Source organism: Acinetobacter sp. UNC436CL71CviS28 (genome assembly GCF_000620525.1).
GTDB lineage: Bacteria > Pseudomonadota > Gammaproteobacteria > Pseudomonadales > Moraxellaceae > Acinetobacter > Acinetobacter radioresistens.
Genome location: NZ_JIBB01000026.1, coordinates 1 through 14024, shown reverse-complemented (window position 1 = coordinate 14024; position 14024 = coordinate 1). Strand labels below are relative to the sequence as shown.

The window sequence follows — 14024 nt, the reverse complement described above, 5'->3', positions numbered from 1 at the left end:
TTGCGATTAATAGACATTCTCATTATCATTTATTTTAAGTAATTTATAAAAAACCTCCATAAGCAGGAGGTTTTTTAACTCTGAATTTTAAAATACTCAGATGGTTTTAGGTTCACCCACCGCTTCTTTGAGATGCTTGCGAATAACGGCAAAAGAGAAATTCTTGCTGTCCATACGCTTTGGCAGGATATATGCACCTGGCTGATCTTTTACTTTAAAATTCATCAGAATAAAGTCCGGCGCATCATACCATTCATAAACATCTTTCCAGCCGATGGTTCCTACACCTTCCTGCATACCCATTTTCTGGCGCATAACAATGCCATGTGGCTGAACGCCCAAACGAATTCCCTTGATTTCCTGAACCGGAAATTCAGTCATTTTGCGCTTAACATACCACTCCAGACCATATTTGCGTACCAGCAGGTAAAGCGCTACACCAACCAGAGCTACCCAGCAGAAAATGGTTGAGTAGTTTTTAAGAAAGATAATCCCCAAAATAGCCAGAACGGCAATTACGCCCATAATGGCCCAGGCTTTCATACCGATCTTGTTGGTACTACGCCAGATCAGCAACTGAACCTGACGCTGTTCGGCTTCTGAAACTTCGTAATTGACCGGCTGTAAAGTATAGCTATAAGTATTTTTCGCGTTCATAGTGCAAATAATGAATGGTAAACTCTTCAAAGTTTAGCATTAATTCTGCCCGTTCAGGGAGTATATTGTGCCAATTTAAGACTGAATTACAAGGAAGCCAATTCGGTCGCAGCATTATCCTGCTCATTGCTAAGGCTTTGCTTGAGCGTACTGAGCTGTTGCAAAATACTGAGCATTAGTGAAAGTTGTTGCAGAATAATCAGAGACTTTTGATCTTCTTCATGATTTTGTCTGAGACGTTCGCGAGTTGCAATGAGTATATTCTGGGCACTCAGGTCTGGTGTCTCATCACGTAACAGAGCGCCGCGTATGTCATCTAAAGCCTGATCTAGCAGTTTAAGAATCTCTTGGTCTTTTACCTGTTCCCGATGAGCACCTAATGCTGCGATGTAACTTAAAAAGGTATGGCTCAGACATAAAAATTCGAATGCCCGACTTTTCTGTAACGGATCAAAATCGGGTTCAGTTGCCAAGGTAGAAATGAGAGATGCCATTTCAGCATCGGTATTGTGCGCGCTACGGCGAACAATCCGATAGGTTAAACCATTGTTACGGCCCTCATGATATTGCTGAACGACTTCATTTAAATAGTCGCACTGTGCACTGAGTGCTCGCTGAATACTGCGTGGCAATCGGCGAAATTTCCAGTCAGGCCAGATAAAGCTGACACCGAACCATGCCAGCGCGCAGCCGATTAGGGTATCTATCATACGCGGTAAGGCGGCGGTAAATCCCATTCCGTCCAAGTTGAAGTTGATAAGGGCTAAGATGGTAATGAATGCAGTAGCTTGGGCATATTGTTTACTGCGCAGCTCAAAAAACAGAACGCCGCTTAATACCAGTAAACAAAGCTGGCCTTCTATTGAAGGTACAAAATATAAAATGGCATATCCAATAATAATACCGACCAGTGTACCTACAATACGCAAACGTAAGCGGCGCTTGGTAGCATTAAAGTTGGGCTGGCTTACAAATAGGGCGGTGAGCAAAATCCAGTAACCATATTGAATATTAGTGAGTTGTACGAACACATACCCTATAAACAGTACAATTGATAAACGCACAGCATGGCGAAACAGGACAGATTCTGGTGTCAGATGCTGCTTGATACGAATTACAATATCATCCCAGCCTTTTAAATCATCATCTTTAAGCTGGTTTTCAAGGTATCTGCTTCTTTCAACTACATAACGTTCAGTTTCAACATTACGCAGCTGGGCATCAATCGATTTTAGGTTGCGATACAAGGCAAACAGTGCATTTACCCAAACCTGATCATAATACTGTTCGTCCCGCAGCTTCTCTAATGAAATACGCAGGTTTTCAAATGCATGCTTGAAGCGGCGGTTATGCTGGTACGTCGTCCGCTTTAAAATACTTTCACCCAAGTCTTTACAGGCCTTGCCCTGAATAGTGAGAATGCGCTGAAAACGAAACAAGATGTCACTATGTTCAAAGATTTTCGCAAGTTTCTGATAGTCAATATGAGCTGAGTCAACCCGCTCATGAATATCTTGGGCCGCAAAATAATAGTGCAGACTGCGACGGGTATCACGTTGACCCCGGTCACCTTTTAACCGGGTGAGCAGGGCAGTTTTCATTTCATTGAAAATACCCACAAGCTTGCCGTTTTCAAGTGACAGGTCAATCATACTTTGCTGATAGCTGTCGGGTGTCATATCAACATCAAACAGGGCAGATTTGGCAAACAGGAAATCACCCAGTGCCGAATAGCATTGGGAAAGTTTATCCTGTACCTGACGTACTGGAAATAGCAGGAAACTGATGGTGGAAATCACTCCATACCAGACTGCGCCTGCGACCAAGAGCAAAGGCTGGTTATACCAGTGATCAAACAGGTGTACTCCCAGCATTGAGTAAACTGAAATAACCAGACAGCCATATGAAATAGTGGCATAACGCCGGCCCAGAGAACCGAGCAATATCCAGCCAATACAGGAAATGATCAGCCCGATTGCAAACAGGACTGGATAGGGAAACAGAAACTGGATAGAAGCAGCCGTGATAAAGAACCCGATATAGGTATAGACTAGATTCATAATCCTGACTGAAAAACGGTCATCAATATCACTTAGTGCAGCCGCGACTACACCCAAAGTTAAAGGAATGGTCGCCAGTTGCTGACCCAGCAGATAAGGCACAAATGCGGTTGCAGTAAAGGCAATAATCATGCGCACGTTATACATGAAGGACGTATTGTACGTGGCCTGCTGAACACGGGTAAGCCAAGCTTTCAATCGACACCTTTTTAAGAACAGGTTGTATAAAAATTATTCAAAGACACTGTATAATGTGAAACTTCACGAATCACTATGACAAATCATACTATGGAGCGTGTAAGCTTGTCTTTAATCTTATAAATTCATCAATCATCTATGGACCTATCCAAGGATAATAGTCGTTCGCACTACAGCTTACCGTGGCTGATGCTGCTGGCCTCGCTGACTGCTTTAGGCCCGCTTTCGATCGACATGTATCTGCCGGCTTTACCCGGCATGGCAGAGGAATTTGGCGTCAGTACACAAATGGTGGCCAATACCTTGCCAGCCTATTTCTTGGGACTTGCTGTCGGGCAGCTGATTTATGGTCCGGTCAGTGACCGTATTGGACGGAAAAAACCTCTCTATTTTGGTTTGCTTCTGTACGTCGTGGCCAGTCTGCTATGTGCATTCGCTACCAGTGAATGGAGCCTGATTTTCAGCCGAATATTACAGGCTCTAGGCGGATGTGTGGGTGTTGTGATTGCCCGTGCTGCAATCCGTGACCGGCTAGATGTTCAAGCTTCTGCACAAGCTTTTGCCAGTATGATGATTGTGATGGGAATCGCGCCTGTTATGGCACCGGCCTTAGGCGCCTGGCTCCTCATCTATTTTGAATGGCATGCTATTTTCGTTGCCTTAGCTCTGATTGGGGTAATTTGCTGTATTTGTGTCGCCTTATTTTTTAAGGAAACTCTGCAACCTGAACGTCGTTTAAAGTTAAGTGCGAGACAGGTGCTCAGTTTATATAAAACAATTTTTCAGGATAAAAGTTTCCGTGGTCCGATGGTGATTGGCTGTTTTACTGGCGCAGTGCTGTTTTGCTATATCAGTTCAGCTGCGTCCGTCCTGATTGATCAATATCATCTAAGTCAGCAGCATTTTGCCTATGCTTTCGGATTTAATGCTGTAGGGATTACCCTATTTTCATCCATTAATAAACGCTTGGCCCGAAATATGTCGATCATACAGCGTTTAAAGCTTGGTGGAATTCTCCAGTTAATGGGTGTTTTTATTCTGCTTGGTGCAGGACTGTATGACGATACTGCACTTGCTATTGTGATGTCAGGTCTGTTTCTGGCTGTCTCGGGTATTGGTTTTACCGGACCAAATGCAATGGCCTTGGCGATGGCCGAGCAGGGCAGTCGCGCCGGTACAGCCAGCGCAATCATGGGGAGTATGCAATTTGCCTGTGGCCTGCTTGGCGGATTAATCCTGAATTTTCTGTTCTGGAGCCCCCTGCTAAATATGGCACTGGTAATGCTGTTCTTTATCGTAATTGGTGTGGCCAGTATATTTAAAAGCAGAAACTCTCTAGCTCTTTAAGGATTAAAGTTAAAGGCATCTATATATAAAAGATCTCTTGTGGTTTAATCCAGAAAAACTGCAAAATTTTCTACCGGTTCGCGTGGAGTAATAAACGTATTAACCAGTGCTTCTGGGTCGGCGTAGCCTAGCGCAACTGCGCAAACCAGTTCTTCATCTTCCGCAGCGCCCAGAATTTCTAAAACCAGAGGGTGAAAATGATTCCAGGCAGCTTGCGGGCAAGTATCTAAACCGCGAGCTTTAGCGGCAACCATCACATTCTGGATCATCATAGAAATATCCATCTTCGACCCGATTCCCATAATTTTGTTAACGGTAAAAAACAGACCAACTGGTGCATCGAACAGTTTGAAATTACGTAACTGCTGCTCAGCCATTTTTTCTTTTTCTCCTTTTTGAATGCCTAGCAAACCATATAGCCCCCAGCCATTCTCACGACGCCGGTCAATAAAAGGGGAAATCCAGGTAGAGGGATAGTAGGCAAAAGTTTCTTTATATTGTGCTGCCAGTTCTGGATGTTGACTGCTTTCAATCTGAGCCTGACATACGGCTTCAACTAGAGCATCACGCTTTTAGCCATAAACAACATATACTTTCCAAGGCTGAGTGTTGGTACCGGAAGGCGCATAGCTGGCTACTGAAAGAATATCCCGAATCAGTTTTGGGTCTACTGGAGTGGATAAAAATGCGCGGACTGAATGACGGGAAGTGATGGCTTCATCGACATGGCGAACTTGCTCAGGGTTCATAAAAATACCGGGTTCAGGCTGCTTTATAGTTACTTCTACTATATACAATAGTCTTATAAATAAAATAATAGCTTTATATACCGGTTTATAACCTTAAGAATAATAAGGTATTTGTGTTTTATATCACAAAAAACGATCGTAAATTTAAAAATAGACGTTAAAACTGAATTTAATAACAAAGAGAACTTGTTACATTAGCCCTAAGTAATACACATTATGTTACTAACAACGGAATTTTAGCGTTTTTATTTTAATTTTTGTAAGCATTTAAGTGCAGTACTTTTAAAAGAGTTTGGCAGTACTTAAGGAATAGCATAATTGAACTTGCAGGCTGACCTGGCCAACCTTGCACGGATGCGGACATAATAATATTTCTGGAGATTAGGATGAGCAAAGTATCTAGCCGAAAAGCTTTTCTGCCACAGGGACTCGCGGTTGCAGTTGCTGCACTGATGATGAACTCGGCACATGCCATGACAGAACAACAAGAACTTCAACAGCTTCGTGCTGAGGTTAAAGAACTCAAGGCATTGATTCACCAGCATTTACCTCAAGCTTCCAATCAGGGGCAAAATACTGTAGCAAGTTCTTCAGCACTGCAAGCTACACCTCAAGTTGTCCCTTTATCTCAGCAGTCTGGTAATAATGCCAGCCCGCCGGCACCTGCTACGCCTGCAACCGGTTTAACAGCCCGCACAGCAAATGGTGCGGAAGTTAAGCTTTACGGTTTTGTCCGTGGTGATGCAGCTTATCAGTTTGAAGGTGGAAGAGGGATCTTTAACCGCATTAATACAGTAACTCTGGACAATGCGCCAGATAAGGAAGCCACTGAAGATCGGTTTGATGCAACTGCGACTACTACACGTGTCGGAGTGGATTTTAAAACTCCAATCCAGGGTGCAGATATTGGGGGTAAAGTTGAAGTCGATTTCCGTGGTGGAAGCAGCAATGACACAGTACGTATTCGTCATGCCTACCTGACTTATAATGACTGGCTGTTTGGTCAGACTACTTCATCATTCCTTTCTTCTGAAACCACACCAGAAATGCTCGACTTTAATGCACCGCTGGGTATCGGAACCTACCGTACTCCAATGGTGCGTTATAGCCATACTCTAGATGCCAATACCCGGTACTTCCTGGGTCTGGAAAAAGGTAATGATGATAACCGTCTGCCAGCAGCTACTGCTAAAATTAACCATAAATTTGCTGATGGTGCAGGCGTAGTAACTGGTCGTGCGCTGTTACAGGAAGTTCGTGCTAGAAATTTAACTGGCAAAGAAGGTGATAAAGATCGTGTACCAGAGCCTTATTTCGATGAAACAGAATTAGGCTGGGGTCTGGCAGTGGGTGCCAACTTTAAACCAACTGACCAGTTAACCTTAAATGCTGATTATTCTCATGTTAAGGGTGATGACAAGTTCCTGCTTTACACAGAAAACCGTTATACCGCTAAGGGCGATAATATTGAGCTGAATGAATTCAATGCTGTGTCTTTAGGCGCGACCTACAAGTTCACACCGCAGTGGCGTAGTACCTTGGGATATGGCGCAATATTCTATGATGATGCAACTGGCTCGGATGATAATGATCAGCTACAACAAGGCTGGTTAAACGTAATGTTTAATCCGGTTAAACCAATCACTTTTGGTGCTGAATATGTCTATGGTGAGCGTGAAACCGCTGCCGGTGTAAAAGGTAAAGATAATCGCATTGGCATGATGGCTAAATACGATTTCTAAATCATTGTAAATAAACTAAAAACTGAGGCACATGCCTCAGTTTTTTTATATTCAAATAAGAATTCTTCTTATATTTTCGACTAATTCCAATAAAAATGAAGTAAAAAGGTCAGACTAAGGTCGTAGATAAATTTGCAATCCCCCCAAGACATCCCTTAAAAAAAACTGCATAATCAGCAAATTTTTTAATCTGTACACCCAAGATAATTTAACTTCCATCGAGTCAACTTCTAGGTAGTATTCTATAGAAGAACTCATTCAACAGTTTGGAGCTTATAATGAGTTTATCTCTCAGTATTAAGCCTGTTCAGCAGTTTCAACATGTATTTACCCATACATTAAAGTTGCTGTGTTTTGCATCCCGGATGGGGGTCCAAATGCAAAGGCCATGTTTCTTCAATATAAGGCAAGATGTAATACAGTCGAGTTTTGATACTTTCCGTTCTTAGATAGAACAGTTCATGTATTCTTAACTTAAAGACGCGATACATTCTTGTGATTACAGCATGCTTTAATTTATTTGAAGTAAAGTTGCCTATAGATTATAAAATCGGCATTTTATATAAAATAAAGTATGAAGAAAGACATTAGCCATATTTGATGGATCTTCTTATGGAATTTACCTTTAATGCGTTTTACACGCTTATTGCAGCAGTAATTGTTTTACTTCTTGGCCGCTTCCTTGTAAACAAGATCGGTTTTCTGAGTCGTTATAACATTCCCGAACCTGTGGCCGGTGGTCTGGTTGCTGCGGTAGTCTCGTTACTTGTGCATTCCCTCTGGGGTTACAGTATTACTTTTAGCAGTGAATTACAGACCAGCTTCATGCTGATTTTCTTTGCTTCCATTGGCCTAAGTGCCAACTTTATGAAGCTAAAAGAAGGTGGTATCGGTTTGGTGGTATTCCTGATCTGTGTTGCTTCATTTATTGTAGTACAAAACGCAGTCGGTATGAGTCTGGCCAGTTTGCTGGGGGTTGATCCGCTGATCGGTCTGATAGCAGGTTCAATTACTCTGACCGGCGGGCATGGTACAGCGGGTGCCTGGGGCGAAATCCTGGAAGTTGAACACGGTATTCAAGGCGCACTTGCTCTGGGGATGGCCAGTGCAACATTCGGTCTGATTATTGGCGGTATTATTGGCGGCCCATTGGCTAAACTTTTAATTAACCGATACAACCTGTCTCAGCCACGCACCGTGCGTCAGATTAATGATCGGGATACACATCCTGCACCCGATTTTCCCGAGCTTGCACCTTTTGAAAATCCGCATCAGGTACGCCTGATTACTGCTGACAATGCGATTACGACCTTGGGCATGTTCGCTGCCTGTCTGGCCTTTGCTGAGTTTATGACAGGTTACAGTAAAGGTACCTGGTTTGAACTGCCAACCTTTGTATGGGCCTTGGGCGGTGGGGTAGTTCTGCGTAACGTTCTAGAAAGTATATTCAAGGTTGATATCTTTGATCGTGCAATTGATGTCTTTGGTAATTCTTCACTGTCACTTTATCTGGCTATGGCACTGCTGTCTTTAAAACTGTGGCAACTGGCTGATCTGGCAGGCCCACTGGTAGTGATTTTAGGCGCACAGACTTTAACTATGGCATTGTATGCAGCTTTCATTACTTTCCGGGTAATGGGCAAGAATTATGATGCCGCAGTACTGGCTGCTGGCCACTGTGGCTTTGGTATGGGCGCAACCCCAACAGCGGTTGCAAACATGCAGGCGATTACCAATATGTATGGTCCATCACATAAAGCCTTTTTGATCGTACCATTATGTGGTGCTTTCTTTGTTGACCTGATCAACGCAACCGTGATTCAGCTGATTCTAAAATTCTTTGCTTAACAGGCATTCATAAAAAAGTCCCCCTCATACGGGGCTTTTTTATTGAGGTTGAAGTCGGCGATATTTTACAAATTTGAGTAGCAAGAGATTGTATGGATGAACAACTAAATACCCGTTTAATGGCTTGGGTAAGTTTCTTTAATGATCCTTTATGGGATTTTTTGGTGGTCTTTCTGGTGGTGGTTGGAGTGTTTTATACACTTCTAACCGGCGCAGTTCAGATTCGCCTATTCTTACACAGTATCCGTGTAATGAAGGGCAGCCGTAAAGAAGGTGACGATCAGCATGGTATTACCCCGTTTCAGGCTTTTGTTACGGGTCTAGCGAGTCGGGTTGGGGTAGGGAACGTTGCAGGTGTCGCAATTGCAATTGCAATTGGCGGTCCGGGCGCCGTATTCTGGATGTGGTTTACTGCATTTCTGGGGATGAGTTCAGCATTTGTTGAGTCCTCATTGGCACAGCTATTTAAAGTACGTGATCATCAGAACCAGCAATTCCGTGGAGGGCCAGCTTATTACATTACCCAAGGTTTAAAGCAGAAATGGTTAGGCGTTGTATTCGCACTCTCTCTTATTTTAGCTTATGGCTTTGTATTTAATGCAGTACAGGCTAACTCGATTGTAGATGCAACTGCTCATGCCTGGGGCTGGGACCGTGCAAATATTATGCTTGATCTGGGTGGACTGGGTTTTGAAGTTTCTTGGGTTGGCGTAGTACTGGTCATTATGACCGCAGCAATTATTTTTGGTGGAATCAAGCGTATTGCGGTCGTGGCAGAGCGTATGGTGCCATTAATGGCTGTGCTCTATCTGGCAGTTGCACTTTATATTGCCATAATAAATTTCAGTATTCTTCCAGATATATTCAAACTAATCTTTACTGAAGCCTTTAAGTTTGATGCTGCTGCGGGTGGTTTTTTTGGTGCAATGGTATCGATGGCTATGATGCAGGGTATTAAACGTGGCCTGTTTTCAAATGAAGCCGGCATGGGGTCTGCACCGAATGCTGCAGCTGCTTCAGATGTAAAACATCCGGTAGACCAGGGGCTAGTACAGATGCTTGGGGTATTTGTAGATACCTTTGTAGTGTGTTCATGTACTGCGATTATCATTCTGGCTTCCGGTCTGTATCATGAAGCAGGTTTTGAGGGCGTTACGCTCACCCAGATGGCATTGGTCAGTCAGATCGGTAGCTGGGGTGATGATTTTCTGGCCCTGATTTTATTCTTGTTTGCTTACTCTTCTATTATCGGGAATTACGCCTATGCTGAGAGTAACGTTCAATTTATCAATAATCAGCCAAAAGTCATGTTTGTATTTCGTCTTCTGGTATTGGCAATGGTATATTTTGGCGCGATTACCAGCGTACCACTGGTCTGGTCAATGGCGGATCTATCCATGGGCTTAATGGCAACAATTAACCTGTTTGCTATTTTACTCCTGACGCCTTTCTTGCGAATGTTATTGAAAGATTATAGCTCTCAGCTTAAAAAAGGCATTAAGGAGCCGGAATTTAAAATAGATAAGTATCCGGAACTCAAGAAGAAAGTCGATTCAGATATTTGGTAAAACTTGTTTAAAGCTCCTTGCGAGGAGCTTTTTTATGATCAGAAATAAAGTGAAAATAAAAAATAGCCTAAACATGAGAGTGGTAAACTCAATAGAACCGGAATTTTACTGTTCAGTAAAGCAATAACAAGACCAACAAAAATTATATCACTCCAGTGCTGGATACCTTTTTGTCCGAGCTGCAATACCATCGCCAGCAGTAAACCGACTACTGCGGCATTGATTCCATAAACTGCAGCCTGAATTTTTGTCTGCCTTAATAAGATAGACCAGTAAGGCAGTGTTCCGAAAATCAGTAAAAATGAAGGAAGGAAAATGGCGGCTGTAGTAATCGCTGCATTAATTAATGGAGAAGAAGTAACCGGTAAGAATGCACCCAAGTAAGAAGCAAAAGTAAATAAGGGCCCAGGTACAAGCTGTGCAAAGGCATAACCTAGTTCAAAATTTGATTCTTCAATTAGTCTGGACGTTACCAGTTCCTGGTATAAGAGAGGAAGCACAACATGTCCTCCGCCAAATACCAGTGAGCCTGAACGGTAAAAACTTTCAAATATTTGTACAGCAAAAGAAGGTGCCCACCATTGCATGATAAAAAGTAATATAAACAGGCCAACAAATATCAACAGCCAATAATAGGCACGAAAGGGTGTAGAGACATTTTTTTGTATTTCTGGCTGATCTTTTACAACTATTGGTGCAGCAAGTTTCGCTGTATGAACGCAGTATAATCCTGCCACGCCCCCCAAGATAATCACCAGCAGCTGGCTCATGGCTAGCGGTATAAAATAAATAATAAGTGCTGAAGCCAGCATCAAAATAAATTGCCAGACCGTACTACAGAAGTTTTTTAACATTTGCCAGAAAGCAAAAATTACGACGGCCAGTACGACGAGTTGTACTGTATGAAAAACTGATGAAGAAAGCCAGGAAGACAGGGAAACACTCAGTAGTGCACAGCCCAGCATTAAAATTATAGAGGGTAAGGTGAAACCAAGCCAAGCCAGAAGAGCGCCCCCATAACCCCTTTGTAAGTAACCGATACCGAGTCCAACCTGACTGCTGGTAGGGCCGGGAAGAAGCTGGGCTAATGCGACCAGTTGCGTATATTCATCGCTGGTCAGCCAGCGATATTTTTCAACAAAGGTGCGGTGAAAAAAGACCAGGTGTGCAGCTGGTCCTCCAAATGAGGTACAACCCAGTTTTAAAAAAATAAGAAAAATAGTGAGATACTGAACAGATAAATTCATGATCGATATTCTTCTCACAAATGGCTTGAGTTTAGAGTCCAATCATGACAATTTAAATAAATTTTATACAGCAATTTCTGAAATGTACTTCTACAATTCCTTTTTCAGAAAAATAACTCAGATCTCTCAAGTGCCCATGAAACAGCTCACATTCTGCTTACTCTGGATGAGTCTGGTCGGCCTGACCGGCTGCCAACATTTTAAAACATCTGAGCCACAGGCTGCACAGATGGTCACTGATGCACGGGCACAGTTTGAAAAGGTTCCTTTTGCTCAGATTAAAACAGTAGAGCAGCGGCCAGTTGTGGCTTTGGTCTTGGGTAGCGGCGGTGCCCGGGGCTATGCGCACATAGGGGTAATTGAGGTTCTGGAGCAGCAGGGAATCCGTCCAGATTTTATTGTGGGAACCAGTGCAGGCAGTATTGTAGGTTCTATATATGCCAGTGGAAAATCTGCAAAAGAGCTGCGGAGTATTGCTCTTAATATGAAAGCCACCGATGTACGCGATATTACCCTGGATATGAAAGGCTTTTTTGATGGTAAGAAAGTTGAAGACTATATTAACCAGCAGGTTGATAACATGCCGCTGGAAAAAATGAAAATACCTTTTTATGCAGTAGCCACTGAACTCAAAGAGGGTGCCCGTACTGTATTTAACTATGGAAATACCGGACAGGCAGTACGCGCATCGGCATCTATTCCGAGCATGTTTATTCCTACCCGTATTGGTGATAAAGAATATGTTGATGGGGGACTGACCAGTCCGGTGCCGGTTGAGGTGGCACGTGATCTGGGCGCTGATATTATTATTGCAGTTGATATTCTGGCACAGCCCACTCATACCGAAACTTCAAATGTCTGGGGTCTGTTTAATCAGAATATTAATATCATGCAGAACCGGCTAGCTAATGAAGAGTTGAAGTATGCTGATATAGTAATCCAGCCTGACTTACGTGAAAAAGCCCATATTTTTGATGTGCGTGGACGTGAAGCCAGCATGCAAGCTGGTCGGGAGGCTACCTTGGAAAAACTGGAAATGATTGAACTGGCTATTGAGACTAAACATAACAACCAGCAGAGAGACGACCAGAAAAATCTTACTGCGCTTAATGATACGGCTGCTGTCAAAACTAATAGGTAAAAAAAGAGCCCCTGGTTGGGAGCGAGAGTGAAGGGGCCCTAAATGGGAACTAAGAAAGCCATTATCTGACTTTCTTATCCCAGCTGAGGAGAACAATGACCTTGAGATCTCTGGAGTGAAATAAAAGGGTCATTGATAAGCTCATGATCAGTTTGCAATATGCTTGGCAAACTGTATATTGAAAAATGCAACTAATTCGAGAACTTATGTAAACATTGTCAGTATAAATGCAGGCTAAATAAAAACTTTTATAAGTATTTAATTTATTTATAAAATTAGCTGACTAGAGATAATTTTTATATTTTGTAGAAATTATAGGCAATTTTATAGATTGATTTAAAAGAGAATAATTCTTATTATTTGGATTCCTTGCTTATATGTAATATAAAAAAAATATATTATAGATACACTCTTAATTTTTTTTTACAAAGTTTAACACGTCCTTAATAGTTAATTATTCACTTTAAATTTATATCCTAATTGAATTAAATTTTTTAGTTCCCAAAGCTTATTAAAGTGGCTGTTTACAACCACTTTAAAATTTGTATTCAAATATTTTAATCTGCCAGTTCTGTAGAAATTGTATTGATGAGCCTGACTCCGGTTACAGCCTGAATATCTTCAAAACTTACCTGTTCAGTCAGTTCAATCAGCTCGATTCCCTGTTCGGTGACATCCATCACACCAAGGTCAGTAATAATCCGGTGGACTACACCTTTACCTGTAAGTGGCAGGCTACACTGTTTTACAATTTTTGGTGTTCCATCTTTCGCACAGTGCTCCATCAGCACTACGACTTTTTGTACACCTGCAACCAGATCCATAGCTCCGCCCATGCCCTTAACTTTCTTGCCCGGAATCATCCAGTTGGCCAGATCTCCCTGTTCGGAAACTTCCATTGCCCCTAAAATCGCAATATTGACGTGTCCACCACGAATCATGGCAAAGGATTCAGCACTTGAGAAAAATGCAGCGCCGGGCCGGGCTGTTACGGTCTGCTTACCCGCATTGATCAGATCAGCATCCACCGTTTCTTCAGTCGGAAACTCCCCAATCCCCAGTAAACCGTTTTCAGACTGGAGCCAGACATTGACCTGTTCTGGAATATAGTTGGCGACCAGGGTCGGCAATCCAATACCCAGGTTGACATAAAATCCGTCTTCAAGCTCCTGTGCGGCACGCTGTGCCATTTCATTACGTGACCAGGCCATATTTATCCCTCCGCCGTTTTCAGTGTCATCTGTTCAATCCGTTTTTCAGGTGTGGCATTGAGTATAATACGGTTAACATAGATTCCCGGCAGGTGAATAGCATCCGGATCCAGCTCACCAATCTCGACAATCTGTTCAACTTCAGCCACAGTAATTTTTCCGGCCATGGCACAGACCGGATTAAAGTTCTGCGCGGTTTTGCGAAAGACCAGATTCCCGGCTTTGTCGGCTTTATAGGCTTTAACCAGCGATATAT

At 42.8% G+C, this 14024-nt stretch carries 10 protein-coding genes and 1 pseudogene; 5 read left to right on the top strand and 6 right to left on the bottom strand.

What is annotated here, in order from left to right:
* Positions 1-96 precede the first annotated feature (96 nt).
* Both N518_RS0110460 and yccS read right to left on the bottom strand, forming a co-directional pair.
* Positions 97-657: a hypothetical protein gene (locus N518_RS0110460; protein ID WP_005016053.1), complete on the bottom strand. Its 561-nt coding sequence runs from the start codon at positions 655-657 to the stop codon at positions 97-99.
* An 86-nt stretch (positions 658-743) separates the two neighbouring features.
* Positions 744-2915, bottom strand: a complete 2172-nt coding sequence (yccS, locus tag N518_RS0110455; protein ID WP_026444221.1) for a YccS family putative transporter — start codon at positions 2913-2915, stop codon at positions 744-746.
* Positions 2916-3053: 138 nt separating this feature from the next.
* Here yccS and N518_RS0110450 point away from each other — a divergent pair, with 138 nt between their 5' ends.
* On the top strand, positions 3054-4262 hold the full coding sequence (locus N518_RS0110450; RefSeq protein ID WP_026444220.1) for a multidrug effflux MFS transporter: 1209 nt from the start codon (positions 3054-3056) through the stop codon (positions 4260-4262).
* Between the two features lie 44 nt (positions 4263-4306).
* Here the strand turns inward: N518_RS0110450 and N518_RS16240 are convergent.
* Positions 4307-5011, bottom strand: a pseudogene (locus tag N518_RS16240) (nitroreductase).
* Positions 5012-5397: 386 nt separating this feature from the next.
* Between N518_RS16240 and N518_RS0110440 the strand changes: the two are divergent.
* From N518_RS0110440 to N518_RS0110430, 3 genes are all read left to right on the top strand, one after another.
* Entirely contained in the window at positions 5398-6753 is a 1356-nt protein-coding gene (locus N518_RS0110440; protein ID WP_005016038.1) for a DcaP family trimeric outer membrane transporter, read from the top strand.
* 612 nt (positions 6754-7365) lie between these two features.
* Positions 7366-8601: a sodium/glutamate symporter gene (gene gltS / locus N518_RS0110435; protein WP_005016037.1), complete on the top strand. Its 1236-nt coding sequence runs from the start codon at positions 7366-7368 to the stop codon at positions 8599-8601.
* Positions 8602-8693: 92 nt separating this feature from the next.
* Positions 8694-10169, top strand: coding sequence for an alanine/glycine:cation symporter family protein (locus N518_RS0110430; RefSeq protein ID WP_005016036.1), 1476 nt, complete (start codon positions 8694-8696; stop codon positions 10167-10169).
* Positions 10170-10207: 38 nt separating this feature from the next.
* Here N518_RS0110430 and chrA read toward each other — a convergent pair whose 3' ends face one another.
* Entirely contained in the window at positions 10208-11416 is a 1209-nt protein-coding gene (gene chrA / locus N518_RS0110425) for a chromate efflux transporter (protein ID WP_026444219.1), read from the bottom strand.
* A gap of 136 nt (positions 11417-11552) precedes the next feature.
* Between chrA and N518_RS0110420 the strand changes: the two genes are divergently transcribed.
* Positions 11553-12557 (top strand): patatin-like phospholipase family protein, encoded by a 1005-nt coding sequence (locus N518_RS0110420; protein WP_005016034.1) that lies wholly within the window; start codon positions 11553-11555, stop codon positions 12555-12557.
* Between the two features lie 557 nt (positions 12558-13114).
* Here the strand turns inward: N518_RS0110420 and N518_RS0110415 are convergent.
* Together N518_RS0110415 and N518_RS0110410 are read right to left on the bottom strand one after the other, a co-directional pair.
* A complete protein-coding gene (locus N518_RS0110415; RefSeq protein ID WP_010700113.1) occupies positions 13115-13768 on the bottom strand; it encodes a CoA transferase subunit B in 654 nt (217 codons plus the stop codon).
* A gap of 2 nt (positions 13769-13770) precedes the next feature.
* Positions 13771-14024 (bottom strand): CoA-transferase (locus N518_RS0110410; protein WP_026444218.1); only part of this gene is annotated, 254 nt, incomplete at its 5' end.